Origin of the sequence: Pseudomonas sivasensis (genome assembly GCF_013778505.1) — a bacterium.
GTDB lineage: Bacteria > Pseudomonadota > Gammaproteobacteria > Pseudomonadales > Pseudomonadaceae > Aquipseudomonas > Aquipseudomonas sivasensis.
Window position 1 is genome coordinate 72,039 of sequence record NZ_JAAOWU010000014.1, and the last position, 17,670, is coordinate 89,708.

At 60.1% G+C, this 17,670-nt stretch carries 20 protein-coding genes; 8 read left to right on the forward strand and 12 right to left on the reverse strand.

The annotated features are described in order from the left end of the window. Positions 1-38: 38 nt before the first annotated feature. Complete coding sequence (locus tag G9Q84_RS21110; protein ID WP_181644038.1) at positions 39-1,076, reverse strand: aminopeptidase; 1,038 nt, start codon at positions 1,074-1,076, stop codon at positions 39-41. 74 nt (positions 1,077-1,150) lie between these two features. Here G9Q84_RS21110 and G9Q84_RS21115 point away from each other — a divergent pair, with 74 nt between their 5' ends. After that, positions 1,151-1,573, forward strand: a complete 423-nt coding sequence (locus G9Q84_RS21115; RefSeq protein ID WP_032885099.1) for a PA0061/PA0062 family lipoprotein — start codon at positions 1,151-1,153, stop codon at positions 1,571-1,573. Here G9Q84_RS21115 and G9Q84_RS21120 read toward each other — a convergent pair whose 3' ends face one another. Beyond that, on the reverse strand, positions 1,574-1,813 hold the full coding sequence (locus G9Q84_RS21120) for a DUF1161 domain-containing protein (RefSeq protein ID WP_032885100.1): 240 nt from the start codon (positions 1,811-1,813) through the stop codon (positions 1,574-1,576). A gap of 208 nt (positions 1,814-2,021) precedes the next feature. After that, positions 2,022-2,453 (reverse strand): OsmC family protein, encoded by a 432-nt coding sequence (locus tag G9Q84_RS21125; protein WP_010207768.1) that lies wholly within the window; start codon positions 2,451-2,453, stop codon positions 2,022-2,024. Between the two features lie 218 nt (positions 2,454-2,671). Here G9Q84_RS21125 and G9Q84_RS21130 point away from each other — a divergent pair, with 218 nt between their 5' ends. Then, positions 2,672-3,673, forward strand: a complete 1,002-nt coding sequence (locus G9Q84_RS21130; protein WP_032885102.1) for an LLM class flavin-dependent oxidoreductase — start codon at positions 2,672-2,674, stop codon at positions 3,671-3,673. Between the two features lie 59 nt (positions 3,674-3,732). On the opposite strand, the gene G9Q84_RS21135 is transcribed toward G9Q84_RS21130, so the two are convergent. After that, positions 3,733-3,957 carry a DUF1161 domain-containing protein gene (locus G9Q84_RS21135; protein WP_032885104.1) on the reverse strand — a complete coding sequence of 75 codons (225 nt, stop codon included), beginning with the start codon at positions 3,955-3,957 and terminating at the stop codon, positions 3,733-3,735. 116 nt (positions 3,958-4,073) lie between these two features. After that, positions 4,074-4,289 (reverse strand): dodecin, encoded by a 216-nt coding sequence (locus tag G9Q84_RS21140; RefSeq protein WP_032885105.1) that lies wholly within the window; start codon positions 4,287-4,289, stop codon positions 4,074-4,076. Between the two features lie 156 nt (positions 4,290-4,445). Between G9Q84_RS21140 and G9Q84_RS21145 the strand changes: the two genes are divergently transcribed. Continuing rightward, complete coding sequence (locus tag G9Q84_RS21145; protein WP_032885107.1) at positions 4,446-4,772, forward strand: ElaB/YgaM/YqjD family protein; 327 nt, start codon at positions 4,446-4,448, stop codon at positions 4,770-4,772. 8 nt (positions 4,773-4,780) lie between these two features. Here the strand turns inward: G9Q84_RS21145 and G9Q84_RS21150 are convergent, their stop codons facing one another. Beyond that, the gene (locus tag G9Q84_RS21150; protein WP_181644039.1) at positions 4,781-5,677 is read right to left on the reverse strand and encodes a LysR family transcriptional regulator; all 897 of its coding nucleotides are present in this window, start codon (positions 5,675-5,677) and stop codon (positions 4,781-4,783) included. A 110-nt stretch (positions 5,678-5,787) separates the two neighbouring features. Between G9Q84_RS21150 and trpB the strand changes: the two genes are divergently transcribed. From trpB to G9Q84_RS21170, 4 genes are all read left to right on the forward strand, one after another. Further along, positions 5,788-7,014, forward strand: a complete 1,227-nt coding sequence (trpB, locus tag G9Q84_RS21155; RefSeq protein WP_181644040.1) for a tryptophan synthase subunit beta — start codon at positions 5,788-5,790, stop codon at positions 7,012-7,014. Continuing rightward, positions 7,014-7,823, forward strand: a complete 810-nt coding sequence (gene trpA / locus G9Q84_RS21160; RefSeq protein WP_032885112.1) for a tryptophan synthase subunit alpha — start codon at positions 7,014-7,016, stop codon at positions 7,821-7,823. Before trpB ends, trpA begins: the two co-directional genes overlap by 1 nt. A gap of 135 nt (positions 7,824-7,958) precedes the next feature. Next, on the forward strand, positions 7,959-8,399 hold the full coding sequence (locus G9Q84_RS21165; protein ID WP_032885113.1) for an anti-virulence regulator CigR family protein: 441 nt from the start codon (positions 7,959-7,961) through the stop codon (positions 8,397-8,399). Positions 8,400-8,579: 180 nt separating this feature from the next. Beyond that, positions 8,580-10,232, forward strand: coding sequence for an FAD-binding oxidoreductase (locus G9Q84_RS21170; protein WP_181644041.1), 1,653 nt, complete (start codon positions 8,580-8,582; stop codon positions 10,230-10,232). Positions 10,233-10,268: 36 nt separating this feature from the next. On the opposite strand, the gene G9Q84_RS21175 is transcribed toward G9Q84_RS21170, so the two are convergent. The 6 genes from G9Q84_RS21175 to G9Q84_RS21200 all read right to left on the reverse strand — a co-directional run bounded on the left by G9Q84_RS21175 (position 10,269) and on the right by G9Q84_RS21200 (position 16,036). Next, on the reverse strand, positions 10,269-11,579 hold the full coding sequence (locus G9Q84_RS21175) for an MFS transporter (RefSeq protein ID WP_179179711.1): 1,311 nt from the start codon (positions 11,577-11,579) through the stop codon (positions 10,269-10,271). Positions 11,580-11,766: 187 nt separating this feature from the next. Then, positions 11,767-12,915, reverse strand: a complete 1,149-nt coding sequence (gene dgoD, locus G9Q84_RS21180) for a galactonate dehydratase (protein ID WP_003170741.1) — start codon at positions 12,913-12,915, stop codon at positions 11,767-11,769. Between the two features lie 47 nt (positions 12,916-12,962). Then, complete coding sequence (locus G9Q84_RS21185; RefSeq protein ID WP_181644042.1) at positions 12,963-13,583, reverse strand: 2-dehydro-3-deoxy-6-phosphogalactonate aldolase; 621 nt, start codon at positions 13,581-13,583, stop codon at positions 12,963-12,965. A 1-nt stretch (position 13,584) separates the two neighbouring features. Further along, complete coding sequence (locus G9Q84_RS21190; protein ID WP_032885118.1) at positions 13,585-14,550, reverse strand: 2-dehydro-3-deoxygalactonokinase; 966 nt, start codon at positions 14,548-14,550, stop codon at positions 13,585-13,587. Positions 14,551-14,727: 177 nt separating this feature from the next. Then, complete coding sequence (locus G9Q84_RS21195; RefSeq protein ID WP_032885120.1) at positions 14,728-15,054, reverse strand: DOPA 4,5-dioxygenase family protein; 327 nt, start codon at positions 15,052-15,054, stop codon at positions 14,728-14,730. A 31-nt stretch (positions 15,055-15,085) separates the two neighbouring features. Beyond that, positions 15,086-16,036 carry a choline sulfate utilization transcriptional regulator gene (locus G9Q84_RS21200; protein ID WP_122754138.1) on the reverse strand — a complete coding sequence of 317 codons (951 nt, stop codon included), beginning with the start codon at positions 16,034-16,036 and terminating at the stop codon, positions 15,086-15,088. Positions 16,037-16,139: 103 nt separating this feature from the next. Here G9Q84_RS21200 and betC point away from each other — a divergent pair, with 103 nt between their 5' ends. Then, on the forward strand, positions 16,140-17,654 hold the full coding sequence (betC, locus tag G9Q84_RS21205) for a choline-sulfatase (protein WP_181644043.1): 1,515 nt from the start codon (positions 16,140-16,142) through the stop codon (positions 17,652-17,654). Positions 17,655-17,670: the final 16 nt, after the last annotated feature.

Consider the following 17,670-nt stretch of genomic DNA (forward strand, 5'->3'; position numbering starts at 1 on the left):
AACTGTGGGGGGACTTGCCCCCGATGAGTCCCTAGAGCTCAACCTCCCTCCAACTGCCTCAACGCAGCCTTGCGCTGCACTACAGGCAACCCACCCAACTTCTCCACCGCAGCATAGAACTTCAGCCAATCCCCACCTTCCTGCCGGAACAACGCCGCAAATGCCGGCACCCACTGGTCATACAGCCCAAACGGTAGCAACCGCGCGTTGTTCATCGGCTGGTTCATCCAAGCGTCATAGCGCTTGTCCCCTCCCCAATGGTTGTCGCGCATCTTCCCGTACTCACGGCACAAGTACTCGAATTCGGCCGCCTTGGCCTGGCGCATCTGCGCGGCGGCCAAAGGCTGGGCGTAGAGCTTTTCCAGGCGCTTTCGAGTATCGAGGATCAGTTGGATAAATTGGTCACGCTGCTTTAACGTCGCATCGCTCAGCGGCGCCAGGCCACGGGCGGCGCGCCATTGGCGAGTGCCTTCCTGCTCGACAAAGTTGGCAAATGACTCGTTGAACTCGGTGTCGTCCTTCACATAAAAACGCTGATGCGCCAACTCATGGAAGATCAGCGTGGCCAGACGTTCATCGCCCCAGTTCATCATTGAACTGATGATCGGGTCATTAAACCAACCCAGCGTGGAATAGGCCTCAACACCGCCAATCGATACATCCATGCCTCGCTGGCGCAACAACGCAGCCTCACCCCGCGCGGCACCTTGGCTGTAATAGCCGCGATAAGCCACGCAACCGGCGATGGGGAAGCAGTGGTTTTCGGGAGACAGGGAAAATTCCTGCGTGGCGAACACATTCCAGACTACATAAGGCCGACCAATATCGGCGTACAGCCGGTAACTCTGGTTGTCAGGCAGGTGCAGGTGTTCACTGGCGAAGGTTCGCGCTTTCTGGGACTGCGCCAAATGGTCACGTAGCTGCTGCGGGCGGGACGAGTCAGCGACGACCGCTGAAACCGGCTGCCGAGCCTGCAAAAGCTGCCATTGGCCACCCGCCAGTTGGCCGTAATAGCTAATGCTGGAACAACCGCTGAGCAGCACAACCATCAACCCCGGAAGAAAACGCCTGACCATGCCCTCACTGCTCCTGGGTGATAGGTTCGTGTTTATACTGACCGCGATACCCGTCCTATCACCGAGTGCCTGTCATGCGTCAGCTCTTGCTTTGTGTCGCCGCCGTGTTCATCAGCGCCTGTACGTCGACCCCGATGCCTGCCGCCGATCCGCAACAAGCCTGGATTGATTTTGCCACGCCGACGCCGGGTGCCAAGCTGGTGATGGCGCAGCGCCTGGACGGCAAGAACCTTAACGATGGACGTTACTTCCAATTCCCGCCTGGCAGCCACGAGTTGATGGTTCGTTTCGATTTTGAAGTGCCTACGGGCGGAAATTTCAGCAGCTTTGGCCAAACGACCGAGCGAACCTGCTTCATAACCCTGCAGTACGACCATTTCGAAGCTGGCCAACGCTATCGCCTGGAAGGGCGCTCACTGGGCTACACGCCGAATATCCGCCTGTATAACGCTGCCCGCCAATTACTGGCTGAAGAACGCAGCGTGAACTGCCTCTGATCAGTCGTTGTTTTTTTGGTAAACGATTGCTTTGGTGCCGTTCTCACAACTGCCGACGACCATGGCCACGTCGTGCTTCTCAGCTTCTTCCTTGCTAACGATCTCAAGCGTGTAGGACGGCACAGCGTTAGCCTGGATCTTGACCTCGATCTCTTTCCTAAGCTCTTCACAATCTTTCGGCGCGGCCACGGCCGAAGTGGCCAACACACCGCAGATGATCGCCAAGGCAAAACGTTTCATGTGTGAAGCTCCCTGAATACAGTGCGCACGGGTGTGCGCCTAGGCTGCATATGGCTATTCGACCACAGTTTGGAAACCCGAGTTCTGATTTAACTCAGAATTGAACGTGAAAGGGGGCTTGCTCCCGATAGCGGCGCATCAGTCAACATTTCTGTAACTGACCGACCGCTATCGGGAGCAAACCCCCTCCCACAGTGGACCTGCTGTGTTAGTTAACCAGCGTGGCATCCAGGCTGATTTTCGCATTCAGCACTTTGGACACCGGGCAGCCTTCTTTCGCCTTCTTGCTCAGCTCATCAAACTGCGCCTGGCTCGCACCGGGAATTTTGGCCTTGAGGATCAGATGCACCGCAGTGATCGCGAAGCCGCCATCCACTTGGTCCAACGTCACTTCGGCCTGGGTGTCGATGCTGTCAGCCTTAAGCCCCGCATCGCCCAGAATCATGGAAAACGCCATGGAGAAGCAGCCGGCATGGGCCGCGCCGATCAGTTCTTCTGGGTTGGTACCCTTGCCACCCTCGAAACGGGCCTTGAAGCCGTAAGGCGCTTCGCGCAGCACGCCGGTTTCCGTGGAGATGGAACCCAGGCCAGTCTTAAGGTCGCCTTCCCAATGCGCGGATGCTTTTTTAACGATACTCATAGCTTTCTCCTCGAACGGTGGTTTTGCGTCAGTAAGGGTTCTGAGGATAGTCAGCATGGCAAAGTTCATCTTGTCGGAGAAACCTAGCAATTCAGTAGGAAATTTCCACCCTCGCTATTGAATCTCGGGTATATGCCCTCATTGCATAGAACATGCACATGAAGCGGCAGGTTTTGGATCGTCTAAAAAGCCTGCGCCCCAATTGGAGAAGCAGGCTTATGAAATCGCTGTCCGACGTGAAGTTCTCGACCCTCGACCTGGTGCCCGTACGGGCCAACGGCAGTGTGGCGCAGTCGTTGCGCAATTCCCTGGATTTGGCCCAGCACGTGGAAAAGTTTGGCTACAACCGTTTTTGGGTGGCTGAACACCACAACATGGACGGCATCGCCAGCTCGGCCACCTCGGTATTGCTGGGTTACCTGGCCGGCGGCACGTCGACTATCCGCGTCGGCTCCGGCGGCGTGATGCTGCCCAACCACGCACCGCTGGTGATCGCCGAACAGTTCGGCACCCTGGAAAGCCTCTACCCCGGACGTATCGACCTGGGCCTTGGCCGCGCGCCAGGTTCCGACCAGATGACCGCCCGTGCCCTGCGCCGTGAGCGCTCCGGCAGCGCGGATGACTTCCCGCAAGACGTGGCCGAACTGATGGCCTACTTGGGCCCACGCACGCCGGACCAACGGGTGATCGCCGTACCCGGCACCGGCACCAACGTGCCGGTCTGGTTGCTCGGTTCCAGCCTGTTCAGCGCACAGCTGGCAGGCGAACGCGGTTTGCCCTACGCCTTCGCCTCGCATTTCGCACCGCGTCTGATGCACGAGGCGATTCGCGTCTACCGCAATCACTTCAAGCCGTCTGCTGTGCTGGACAAGCCCTACGTGATGCTCGGCATTCCGCTGGTGGCGGCCGACACCGACGAACAGGCCGACTACCTGGCCACCTCGGTTTACCAACGCATCCTTGCGCTAATGCGCGGGCAAAGCCTGGTGCAGCGACCGCCGGTCGATACCATGGATGGCCTGTGGCTGCCCCATGAAAAAGACGCTGTGGGCAGCTTCCTCGGCCTGGCGATGGTGGGTAGCCCGGCGAAGATCCGCGCCAAGCTGGAGGTGTTGGTCGAGCAGACCGGCGCCGATGAGTTGATCTTCACCAGCGACTTGTATGAACACGCCGACCGGATTCATTCCTACGAGCTGCTGGCGCAAGTGATGAAGGGCTAACATCCAGGCGAAAAAAAACCGACGCACCTGCGTCGGTTTTTTATGTCTGCAACACAGGATTAACCGCGCTTGTAGACGATTTCCTTGGTGCCACCTTCACAGCTACCGACCACTTTAGCGTCGGTTGAGGCGCCTTTATCTACCACTTCCAGCGAATAACCCGAAGCGCCCTTGGCGTCGATTTTCGCTGCAATTTCGCTTTTCAGTTCGTCACAAGGCTTGCCCGCCGCCAGGGCTGTGCCCGCAATGCTCAACAAACCTACCGCTAACAGGAACTTCTTCATCCGTTACTTTCCTTGCGCTGATCGAAAAGAGTGTGCCGACGCTCATCACGTCGGCACCCATTGTTTGTAGCGCAGGTTATGGCAATCGGCCAGCCAGCAAAGTTCAACTCGCCCTATCAACTACTGGCAATTCGGAACCCCACCTTGAGGGTGACCTGGTAGTGGGCGACCTTGCCATTTTCGATATGCCCACGAGTTTCAGTCACCTCAAACCACTCCAAGTGCTTGATGCTTTTGTTGGCTTCAGCAATGGCGTTGTTGATGGCGTCTTCGATGCTCGTGGTCGACGAGCCAACCAATTCGACTTTCTTGTAGGTGTGATGATCACTCATGGCGTTTCTCCTAGGGGTCGTCAATCAAGACTAGCAGTGAATATTCGTACTGCTTCTGGCGGTCATTCCCACTCGAAAGTTCAGATTTACTGCACTTTCTGAAACCGCTGGAGTCGGTATCTACACACGCCACTCAATCACTTCAGGAGAGTCCAAATGGCCAACACTTCTTTACGTAAAGCGTCGCTGGAAAGCATGGAAGCCGAGATTTCGAGCCTGCTCAAGTCCCTTGAAAGCCTCAAGGACGATGCGTCCGATGAGTCGCGCAAAACGTTGAAGGCCCTGAAAAGTAACGCCGAGAATGCTCTCAAGCACTCCCGCCACCTGATCAGCGACGCCTATGAAGAAAGCAAAGTCAAAATCCGCGAAACCAGCGTTGCTACCCGCGACTACGCCCAAGAGCACCCATGGACTACAGCCGGTGTGGCGGTAGGCGCATTGGGCCTGCTGGCGGCGTACCTGCTCTGCAAACGCGGTGACTGATTGACCGGCTAAACAGGCTGGCGCATCAGCTCAGCTTTGAGCCACTGCGCCAGTTGCCCGGCGCGCCCGTCTGCGGCGCGCTTGGGTAGCCACAATGCCAGGTGCGCCGGGGTTTCACTGAAACCCCACGGCGCCACCAGGCGACCTGCACGCAAGTCCTCCGCCACCAACGGCTCCGGAGCGATCGCTACACCCAGCCCGGCCACCGCCGCTTCCAGCAAATAATACAAATGCTCAAAACCCTGGCCGTGTTTCAACGCGCCAGACGCGATGCCGTATTGCTGCGCCCAACTGGGCCAGGCTTGCGGACGCGATGTGGTGTGCAGCAGCGCTTCGCCACATAAAGCCGAGGCGGGCGCGAGCCGCAGACGCTCGTAACCGATAAAGCGCGGGCTCATCACCGGGCCGATGCGTTCGCTGGCCAGCTCATACACCTGCATGTCCGCCGGCCAAGGTGGCTCGGCGAATAGCAGCAGGGCATCGAGACCGGGACGCCGAGGATCAAGGTCGCCGTCACCCGCCGACAAGTGCAGGCGCAAGTCCGGCAAGTCTGAGTTCAGACGCCCCAAGCGCGGGATCAACCAACGCGCCAGCAAACTCCCCGAGCAGCCGAGCACGAAGGGCGCATCGGCGCTGGCATGAGTCAATTCGGCGCAGACATCCCTTAAACGTTCGAACGCCTCGAAACTGGCATCCCGAAGTCGAACGCCGGAATCTGTGAGTTTAAGGCCGCGCCCATCTTTGGCGAAAAGGCTCACCCCCAGGTGCTCCTCCAGCACCTTCAACTGCCGGCTGACTGCACCGTGGGTCACGTGTAATTGCTCAGCAGCTTGGCTGACGCTATTAAGCCGAGCGGTGGCTTCAAAGGCGCGCAGGGCATTGAGGGGCGGAAGGTCTCGACTCATCTGTGAGTTTTCCTGACAGGTTGCGGCAATCTTATCGGTTTTCAGCCTGGGGCGTGAGGGGTAGAGTGGCCCTCATTGTTTCTTACACATCTTCTTTCCTGGAGCGTCCCATGACTCAGTCCCAGACCGATCTGCGCAACGGCCCTGACGCCAGCGGCTTGTTTGGCGCGTTCGGCGGCCGCTACGTCGCCGAAACCCTGATGCCGTTGATCCTCGACTTGGCCCGCGAATACGAAGCGGCGAAGATTGATCCGGCGTTCAATGAAGAATTGGCCTACTTCCAGCGCGACTACGTCGGCCGCCCAAGCCCACTCTATTTCGCCGAACGCCTGACCGAGTTCTGCGGCGGCGCCAAGATCTACCTCAAGCGTGAAGAGCTGAACCACACCGGCGCGCACAAGATCAACAACTGCATCGGCCAGATCCTGCTGGCACGGCGCATGGGCAAAAAACGCATCATCGCCGAGACCGGCGCCGGCATGCACGGTGTGGCCACTGCCACCGTCGCAGCGCGTTTCGGCCTGCAGTGCGTGATCTACATGGGCACTACCGACATCGAGCGCCAGCAGGCCAACGTATTCCGCATGAAACTGTTGGGCGCTGAAGTAATCCCCGTGATCGCCGGCACCGGCACCCTGAAAGACGCCATGAACGAAGCCCTGCGTGACTGGGTAACCAACGTCGACGACACCTTCTACCTGATCGGCACCGTGGCCGGCCCACACCCGTACCCGGCGATGGTGCGCGACTTCCAGGCCGTGATCGGCAAGGAAACCCGCACTCAGCTGCAAGCCCAGGAAGGCCGCCTGCCGGACAGCCTGGTGGCGTGCATCGGCGGCGGGTCTAACGCCATGGGCCTGTTCCACCCCTTCCTGGACGACACCAGCGTCGAGATCATCGGCGTTGAAGCCGCCGGCCATGGCATCGAAACCGGCAAGCACGCCGCCAGCCTCAACGGCGGCGTACCGGGCGTGCTGCACGGCAACCGTACCTTCCTGCTGCAGGACGACGATGGCCAGATCATCGACGCCCACTCGATTTCCGCCGGTCTCGACTACCCCGGCATCGGCCCGGAACACGCCTGGTTGCACGATATCGGCCGCGTCCAGTACACCTCGGTGACTGACCACGAAGCCCTCGAGGCCTTCCACAAATGCTGCCGCTTGGAAGGGATCATTCCTGCCCTGGAAAGCGCCCACGCGCTGGCCGAAGTGTTCAAGCGCGCACCGTCCTTGCCAAAGGATCACCTGATGGTGGTCAACTTGTCCGGACGTGGCGACAAAGACATGCAGACCGTCATGCATCACATGGAAACCGCCCAGCAGGAGAAACACTGATGAGCCGCCTGCAAACCCGCTTTGCGCAACTGAAAGAACAAAACCGCGCCGCCTTGGTGACCTTCGTCACTGCCGGTGACCCCGGTTATGACACCTCGCTGGCGATCCTCAAAGGCTTGCCTGCTGCTGGCGCCGATGTGATCGAACTGGGCATGCCCTTCACCGATCCGATGGCCGACGGTCCAGCCATCCAACTGGCAAACATCCGCGCCCTGGAAGCCAAGCAGAACCTGCTGAAAACCCTGCAGATGGTTCGCGAGTTCCGTAAAGACAACAACGACACTCCGCTGGTGTTGATGGGTTACTTCAACCCGATCCACAAATACGGCGTGCCTAAGTTCATCGCCGACGCCAAAGAGGCCGGTGTAGATGGCCTGATCGTGGTCGACATGCCACCTGAGCATAACGGCGAGCTGTGCGACCCGGCGCAAGCGGCGGGTATCGACTTTATCCGCCTGACCACGCCGACCACCGACGACGTTCGTCTGCCAACCGTCCTCAACGGCAGCTCAGGCTTTGTGTACTACGTTTCGGTAGCCGGCGTGACCGGTGCCGGTGCCGCCACTCTGGAGCATGTCGAAGAGGCCGTGACCCGCCTGCGTCGCCATACCGACCTGCCGATCAGCATCGGTTTTGGTATCCGCACGCCGGAACAAGCCGCCGCTATCGCGCGCTTGGCGGACGGTGTGGTGGTGGGGTCGGCGTTGATCGATCACATCGCCAATGCCAGCAACGACCAACAAGCCATCGACGGGGTGTTGAGCCATTGCGCGGCGCTGTCGGAAGGTGTGCGTAACGCCCGTAAGTAAGCGCCATGTAGCGAGAGGTAAAGTTCCTGATACAGAGGAATCAACTCGCAGCTTCACGGCCTAAACAGCAAGACCAAGGGATTTCGAACCTCGTTCGAAATCCCTTTTTTGTTTGTGTGCCCTGAGGAATACCCGATGAAAATGCCCAAATCCGTGATTGCAGGTCTAGGCGTACTGGTGCTTGGCGCCAGCGCCCTGGTGCAAGCCGCACCGCCTGACCAGCGAGGTGATGACCGTGGCGGCCCGCAGGGTCAGCACGAGCAACGTGGCGACGACCATCGCGGTCCGCAGGCCAACCGTCGCGGCGGCCCACCTCAGGACTTCGGCCCGGTGCGCCAGATCATCCACGATAACCACGGCCAGTTCTCCCGTGGCGCGCCGCCGCCGCCGAATGTGCGCCTGGTACGCGGCCAGCCGCTACCGCGCGGTTACTACGGCGAACGCCTGGACAACCGCGCCCTCGCACGCTTGCCGGTGTACCCAGGTTATGAATGGCGCCGGTCGGGGCCGGATGTGGTGTTGATCGCGGTGGGCACCGGTATCGTCTACGAGATTCTGGACGGCGTGCTGAACTGACCGTCTCACCCTGACGCCTTCTTTTTTACGCTAGGCTTGAGGGGGTGGGCACACCGCCCCTCCCTCAACGCACTTCGTGCCTATTGCCGTCTAACCACCTACGCAAGCCACATAGTGCTTGCCCTCCCGGTCGTTAAGTTAGCCGCATCAGAAGTCATCCTTGGCTCTTAGGAGTACATCATGGCATTTGATCTCATCACCGCTTCAGACCACCGTCACTCAACCTTGCAAAAGGGTTTCAACCTGCGCTGGCCATTGGGTAACGTCCAGGGACAGTCCTCGCCCAATGGCGCCAACCTGATTTACCTCTGCCGCAGCCCGCAAGACATTATCGACGCCGCCGCCGAGGCCCTGGCTGTGCCCAATGGCCGTATCACGGTACGCAGTGGCGGGCATTGTTACGAAGGGTTTGTCTCCAACAAAATGCCGAATGCACCAGGCGAGGTCTTGTCGATTCTGGATATCGGGCAAATGAACCAACTGGCCTACGACCCCAACGGGCAGATCGGCTCAGTGCTGGTACCGGGTGCACCCCACCAATACACCTTCCGCCTGGAACCTGGCTGCCAGAACTGGGACACCAGCGTCGCGTTGTACAAACTGGCGGGCAAAACCCTGCCGAGCGGCTCTTGCTATTCAGTAGGACTGGGCGGGCATATCTGCGGTGGCGGCTATGGGCTGCTGTCGCGTAAATACGGGCTGGTCTGCGATTGGCTGGACGGCGTCGACTTGCTGGTCGCCAATGCCTCCGGCTCGGGTCTTGAACCGATTCACGTGTCCCGTAACAGCATCGATGCCGACGAACTGGATCTGTTCGCCGCCTGTTGCGGTGCCGGTGGCGGGCAGTTCGGCATCATCACCGGTTACTACTTCAAGACGCTGCCGCAAGCCCCGAAAGAAGTGCTCTGGCTGTCCTTGGAGTGGGATTGGTCAGATCTCAGACGCACCGCCCTCGAACGCTTGCTGCACGCCTATCAAAAATGGTTCGTGGATCATCAGGCCGACTCGGCAACCTGGGGCCTGGCAACCAAACTGGAAATGCGTCATCTGAACACCGGCAATGTGACACTTGGCATTCACTACGTTGACAAGGATGGGCAGCTCGACGACCTGGCGCCGTTCGATGACTTTGTCTGCAGCATGCAGGAGGCGGTGGGCGTCAGTGCGACGGAGTCACTCCTACCGTTCTACGTCGTGCATCAGCCACGCAGCCGGCAAAAGGGCCGCCGCATCGACTCTCTGCAAGCCGCCCATGAGGCCGCCAGGCGTTTGGACTGGTTGTACGCGACCCAATCGCTCAACGGTTCCGGCGACAATCAGCGCGGGCGTTATAAATCGGCGTATCAAAAAGGCGGGTTTACGCAGCGCGTGCTGGACGCGATCTGGACGACGCTGACCTTGCCGGACGATCAGCAATACCTGACCCAGAGCCTGATTCAGATCCAGTCGTTCGGCGGGCGCATCAACCAGATGGACGGCCCGATCCTGGCGCAGACGTCAGCCGCGCAACGCTCCTCGTACCTCAAATGGCAACCGCAGTGTTACTGGCACGCAGACGATGACACCATCGACCGCGCCCATGCCGACTGGATCCGAGGACTCTATTACGCTGCATTCACCAACGGCGTTCCCAATGACCCGGAGTTCGAGGGCTGCTACATCAACTACCCCGACCTGGACATGACCCACCTCGGTGGCAATCCCGCGAACCCCAGGAACCCTCTGTGGTATGGAGTTTTCTTCCCCAACACAATCATCGAAAACCGTCTGCGCCGAACCAAGCAACGTTGGGATCCGCTAAACGTGTTCCGCAACGAAATGTCGGTGCCCTAAGCCCAGCAAACGGGCGGCCCGCAGGCCGCCCACTGCTTACAACTCGATCCGCTCGACCTTGCCCACCAACAGCACGTAGGACAGTGCGCCCAACAGCGCCAGCACGGCGATGTAAGTGATCGCCGGCGCAAACGAATCGCCGCTGGCCAGGAAACCGATGACGATTGGCGTGGTAATCGCCGCCAGGTTGCCGATGAAGTTGAACACACCGCCGGTCAGTCCCAGCAGACGTGCAGGGGCAAGGGTCGAAACCAGCGACCACGTGATTGAGGCCAGACCGTTGCCGAAGAACGCCAAAGCCAGGAAGGCGATGACCAACGGTGTCGATTCGACAAAGTTGGCGCCAATGATCGCCGTAGATATCAGCAGGCCGCTGATGATCGGCAGCTTGCGGGCGAACCCCACCGAGGCACCGCGACGGATCAGCCAGTCGGAAAACAACCCCGAGCACAACACGCCAACGAAGGCCGCGAGGAAGGGCAGTGATGCGAGCATGCCGGACTTGATGAAGTCCATGCCGCGGTATTTCACCAGGTAGGTCGGGAACCACGTCAGGAAGAACCACAACGTGGAGTTCAGGCAGAACTGCCCCAGGTAGATGCCCCACAACTTGCGCTTGCTGAGGACAATGCCCAGGTCGACCCAGCTGAATGGCGCCTTGGTCTTGCCCGCTTGTGCGCTGAGGTCCACCAACCCGCCACCTTCGCGGATCAACTCGATTTCGGCTGCGTTGACGCCTTTGAAGTCCCGGGGCTCGCGATACACGGCATACCAGATCGCCGCCCACAGAATGCCCACTCCGCCAGTGACAATAAACACCATGTGCCAGCCGTAGTGATGCTGCAACCAGGCCAGGACCGGCGTCAGGAACGCCAGCCCGACAAACTGCCCGGAGGTGTAAAAGCCAATGGCAGTGGCGCGCTCACGCTCGGGAAACCAGCTGGTGACAACCCGGCTGTTGATGGGGTAGGCCGGTGCTTCCAGGGCGCCTACCGCCATGCGCAGCACGAACAGCGCAATAAAGCTGGCGGCGAAACCGAGCATCACGGTGGCGATGGACCAAAGCAGCAGGGCGACGGTGTAGAGGATACGCGGCGGCACTCGATCCACCAGCCAACCGCCGGGGATCTGCATGGCGGCATAGGTCCAGCCGAAGGCGGAGAAGATCAGCCCGACGTGCACCGGGTCGATCCCCAATTCGCTGGTCAACGCCGGGGCGGCAATCGACAGGTTGCTGCGGTCGAGGTAGTTGATCACCACGGTGATAAACAACAGCACCATGATGAAGTAGCGCTTTCTGGTAGGCGTGACTAAAGAAGCCTGCCCGGTGAAGGATTCAGGGTGCATGGGGGTTGCCTCTTCTTATGTTTGTTGAGGACTGAAACTGAGCTGGCTGAAGAAATCGGATCAACCTGTGGGAGGGGGCTTGCCCCCGATTGCAGTCTGCCTGCTATGGATGTGCTAGCTGACACACCACTATCGGGGGCAAGCCCCCTCCCACATTTTTTGACCGCATTGATTCAGTCAGAGGCTATTACCACTCGGCAAAGCTGCCATCAGCATGACGCCAGATCGGGTTGCGCCAGCGGTGGCCAATGGCGGCGCGTTCGATCACGTATTCCTCGTTGATCTCAATGCCCAGGCCCGGCCCGTTAGGGATCTTCACGAAACCCTGGTCATAGTCGAACACGCCCGGATCACGCACATAGTCGAGCAGGTCGTTGCTCTCGTTGTAGTGAATGCCCAGGCTTTGCTCCTGGATAAACGCGTTGTAGCAAACCGCATCCAGTTGCAGGCACGCCGCCAACGCAATCGGGCCCAGCGGGCAGTGCAGGGCCAGGGCCACGTCGTAGGCTTCGGCCATGTTAGCGATCTTGCGGGTTTCGGTGATGCCGCCGGCGTGGGAGGCATCCGGCTGGATGATGTCGACGTAGCCTTCACTGAGCACGCGCTTGAAGTCCCAACGCGAGAACAGGCGCTCGCCCAGGGCAATCGGCGTGCTGGTCAGCGGTGCCAGTTCCTTGAGCGCTTCGTAGTTTTCGCTGAGCACCGGCTCTTCGATAAACATCAGTTTGTACGGGTCCAGCTCTTTCATCAGTACCTTGGCCATGGGCTTGTGCACCCGGCCATGGAAGTCGACGCCGATGCCCACGTTAGGGCCGACCGCATCACGCACGGCAGCCACGTTGGCCAGGGCCAGGTCGACTTTTTCGAAGCTGTCGACGAACTGCAATTCTTCGGTGCCGTTCATTTTCACGGCGGTAAAACCGCGAGCCACGGCCTCTTTGGCAGCGCGGGCGGTGTCGGCCGGGCGGTCGCCGCCGATCCACGAGTACACGCGAATCTTGTCGCGCACCTGGCCACCCAACAAGTCGCTGACGGACACACCGAGGGCCTTGCCCTTGATGTCCCACAACGCCTGATCGATACCCGCGAGGGCGCTCATGTGCACGGCGCCGCCACGGTAGAAGCCGCCGCGGTAGAGCACGGTCCAGATGTCTTCGATATTGCGTGGGTCTTTGCCGATCAGGTAATCGGACAGTTCCTCGACGGCAGCGGCCACAGTGTGCGCGCGGCCTTCGACTACGGGCTCACCCCAACCGGTCACGCCCTGGTCGGTTTCAACCTTGAGGAAGCACCAGCGCGGCGGGACGATAAAGGTCGTCAGTTTGGTGATTTTCATCTGTTATCTCTCTTATAGATGCAGCGCCAGGGGCGCGGAACTTGATATCAGCTCAGGGCTTTCCATGCGGCGACATACGCTTGGGCGCGGCTCGCTACCTGATCCACTGTCATACCCGGTTTGAACAACCCGGAACCCAGCCCGAACCCTTTGGCGCCGGCATCGGTAAACACCTGCATGTTGTCCGGGGTGATGCCGCCCACCGGCAGCAACAGCGTGCCGGCTGGCAATACTGCAAGCCACGCCTTGATCACCGCCGGGCCCATTTGCTCGGCCGGGAACAGCTTCAACACATCGGCGCCTTCGGCCAGTGCGGCGAACGCTTCGGTGGGCGTGGCCACCCCCGGCGACAGGTACAGGCCTACGGCTTTCGCGGCGCGCAAGACCTTGGCATCGCTGTGGGGCATAACGATCACCTGGCCGCCAGCGGCTTTGACCTGCTCGACCTGCTCCGGCGTCAACACCGTCCCGGCACCGATCAGGCAATCGGCGGGCAGGCTGTCGCGCAGGGTGCGGATGCTGGTGTAAGGGTCCGGCGAATTCAGCGGGACTTCGATCACACGAAAACCGGCGTCGTACAGCACCTGGCCGACCGCCTGGGCCTCGTCAGGGCGCAGGCCGCGCAGGATCGCGATCAAACCGTTTTGTGCGAGTGCTTGCTTGAGCATGTCAGGCCTCCGTTGCAGGTTGAGTGAGCCCGGCGGCCACTGCCAGTTGCCACAGGCCGCGCTCGGTCGCTTCCTGCGCCAGGCTGACGTGGGCGAAACCGCAGAGGGCGAGGGCGCGTTGGTAGCGCACGCACAGCGGGCCGGCGCCTACCAGGATGATGGGGATGTGCCGTGCACTGGCTGGCAAGCCGGCCAGTTCATGACCGATCAGCAGGCCGGATAAGTAATCGGGCTGCTGCTCAGGGGTGAGTTCGGCGGTCAGGCCCAGGGTGCGCGCACTGAACAAGGTCGACAGCACGCCGCGCTGGCCATCTTTTGACAGCGCCACTTGAACGCCGCGGTCGAAAGCCTCGGCCTGGAACTGCTCGGATACCTTTTGCGTACGCCCCAAGAGGCTGTGCTTGCTCAGCACCGCGAACAGTTCACCGGTCATGAAGGTATCGAAGTGGGTGATGCAACCTTCCACCACCTCGACCCATTTGGAATGACTGCCGGGCAGGCCGATCAGCAATTCACCAGCAACCGACAGGCTTTGCAGCACACCCAGCACCTGGGTTTCTTCGCCGCGCATCACGTTGGGCAAGCCGACCTGCTCGATCACGCCGGGCACGATATGCACATCGACACCGCGCAGGCTGCGTACCGTGTGCAACGCCTTGCCCAGGCTGGCGACGTCGACCGGCGTACTGCGATACGCCGCTTCGCTCCAGCCTTGGGCGCTGCCGACCATGCCGCAGGCAATCACCGCAAGATTGGGTTGGGCGTCGAGCCAATCGCCGCACGCCGTATCGAACGCCAACTCGAAGCCATCGCTGCAGCGCACACCGGCGATGTCCCGGGGCTCGCTGGGCAAATGCATGATGCCCGACGCCAGCGAGCGCTGTTCCAGCACTACGCCCGCGGGGCCGAGTTTATAAGCACGAAGGGAGCTGGTCCCCCAATCGAGCGCGATCAATTGCGCCTGCATCGCTTCACCTGAAATGAGTGGGTGCTGAAAAAAGCAGATGGGCGAATATAAACCTATGGCCAGATATATCTCAATATATAAATAACAGTCCCATATAGTGAGACGAAACAAGATAAATCCTACAACTTCCTCGCCTTATACTGCGGGAAGGAACGGGTTTCATCTGATAAAGAGAGGTTAAAAAACCGACAGGTCCAGCTCGCGCATCGCACCCATCCAGATCGCGTAGTCGGTGTGATCCTTCAAGTCATCACCGGTATCAGGGTGCAGGAACACCACCAAACCGTTGCGATGGATCACCAGCCACGGCAGCACCACGCCGATGTATTCGGGGTCGAACGCCAACTGGCAGCTCCAGTCCGGGTGTGGGCCTACGGGTTTTTCGTGCACACGTCCCATACGCAGTGGGAAGAGTTTGGCGGCGTCTTCGCACAGGGTGCGCGCCTGCTCAATGGTGCTTGCGTCAAAGTAGATATGGGCGTGATAGCCCTTGATACGTTGCATGACGGACTCCGGATCCAATGTGCGGCAAATCCTAGACCGCAATCGACGGCAGGGCCAGTCCGGTCAGGGACTGCGCGCTGCTGGCCTGTTCTGCCTGCAACCAGTCGACGAAACGTTCGACCAACTGTCCACGCCGCTTGCGCTGGGGCTGCACCACGTAATAGCCAAAGCGCGAAATCACCGTGTTGCCGATCGGTCGGCACAACCAGTTCTGTTCCAGCAGGTTATCCACCAAATGGCGCCAGCCGATCGCCACCCCTTGGCCGGCAATCGCTGCCTGGATCAATAAGGTGTAGTTGTCGAATCGCAGCTGGCCGGGCGTGGGCGCGGCGGTGATACCCAGCTCGCGGAATACGCCACTCCAGTCGAACCACTGGCTGTTGTTTTCCTGGCGCAAGTGCAGCAAAGGCACATCGTGCAGATTCTGTAACGTCAGCGGCGCGGATTGGTCCTTGAGCCACTGCGGGCTGCACACCGGGAATACCTCCTCGTTGAACAACCACAGGCTGTCGCCCTGCTTGAAGCGGCCATCGCCAAACAGCACCGCCACGTCGATATCGCTGCGCAAGGTGGCGTGATTACGCTCGCTGGTCACCAAGCTCACATCGACCTGAGGGTTGGCCTGATGGAAACGGTGCAGGCGCGGCATCAGCCAGTAGGCCGCGAAGGCGAAGTCGGTGGCCACTTGCAGGACTTCGTGCTGATCCTGCTGGGTGATGGCGCTGAGGCCCTGATTAATGGTTTGCAGGCCACCTTGCACATGCTCGAACAGCAAGGCGCCGGCGTCCGTCAGTTCGATGCCGCGGTAGATGCGATCAAACAGGCGGACCGCCAACTGTTCTTCCAGGCGCTTGATCTGCTGGCTGATCGCTGGTTGAGTGGTGCCCAGCTCCATCGCGGCGGCGGTAAAGCTGCGATGACGTGCCGCCGCTTCAAACGCGCGCAGCAGGTCGAGGGACAGGTCACCAAGGGATTCATACATAAGCTGTGCTTATCCTAGACATTGCTTTTCATGGGCTTTACCCCATTTTCCATGGGCCGCATGCTCAATCGCATAAACACCGCCTATGGAATGCCGAGAACCCATGAAGCGCAAGAACATTCTTTTCATCATGGCCGATCAAATGGCCGCGCCGATGCTGCCGTTCTACGGTTCCTCCCCGATCAAGCTGCCGAATCTGAGCCGCCTCGCCGAGCAAGGCGTGGTGTTCGACGCCGCCTATTGCAACAGCCCGCTGTGCGCACCCTCGCGCTTTACCTTGGTCAGCGGCCAATTGCCGAGCAAGATTGGCGCCTACGACAACGCGGCTGATTTCCCCGCCGATGTACCGACCTACGCTCACTACCTGCGTCGTCTCGGTTACCGCACTGCGCTGTCGGGCAAGATGCATTTCTGCGGCCCCGACCAACTGCACGGCTACGAGGAACGCCTGACCAGCGACATCTACCCCGCCGACTACGGCTGGGCAGTGAACTGGGACGAGCCGGACGTGCGCCCCAGCTGGTACCACAACATGTCCTCGGTGCTGCAAGCAGGTCCTTGCGTGCGCACCAATCAGTTGGATTTTGACGAAGAGGTGGTGTTCAAGGCCCAGCAGTACCTGTTCGACCATATTCGTGAGGACGGCGACCAGCCGTTCTGCCTGACCGTATCCATGACCCATCCCCACGACCCGTACACCATTCCCAAGCCGCTCTGGGATCTGTACGACGACAACGACATTCCTTTGCCTGCAACGCCCGCGCAAAGTGATCTCGACCCGCATTCCCAGCGCCTGCTCAAGGTCTATGATCTGTGGGACAAGCCGCTGCCTGTGGATAAGATCCGCGATGCGCGCCGGGCTTACTTTGGCGCCTGCAGTTACATCGACAGCAATGTCGGCAAGCTGCTGCAAACCCTGGAAGACACCGGCCTGGCCGACGACACGGTTATCGTGTTCTCCGGCGACCACGGCGACATGCTCGGCGAGCGCGGCCTCTGGTACAAAATGCACTGGTTTGAAATGGCAGCCCGCGTGCCGCTGCTGATCTGCGCTCCGGGGCAGTTTGCGGCGGGCCGCGTGTCCAACGCCGTGTCCACCGCCGACCTGCTGCCGACCCTGGTGGAACTGGCCGGCGGTCAACTCGACCCACACCTGCCACTCGATGGCCGCTCGCTGATCCCGCACTTGCAAGGGCAGGGCGGGCACGACGAAGTGTTCGGCGAATACATGGCCGAAGGCACCATCAGCCCGCTGATGATGATTCGCCGTGGCGCCTACAAATTCATCTACAGCGAAGACGACCCTTGTCTACTGTTCGATGTGCACAACGACCCGCACGAGCGGGAAGAGCTCAGCCAGTCACCGGAACACCGGCCACTGTTCGAGGCGTTTTTGAATGAAGCGCGGGCCAAATGGGACATCCCGGCGATCCACCAGCAGGTGCTCGCCAGCCAACGCCGTCGACGCCTGGTGTTTGAGGCGCTGACCCAAGGCAAGCTGAAGAGCTGGGATCACCAGCCACTGGTCGACGCCAGTCAGCAATACATGCGCAACCATATCGACCTCGATGACCTGGAGCGCAAGGCACGTTATCCACAACCCTGCCAAAACCAATAAATACAGAGGGAAGGCC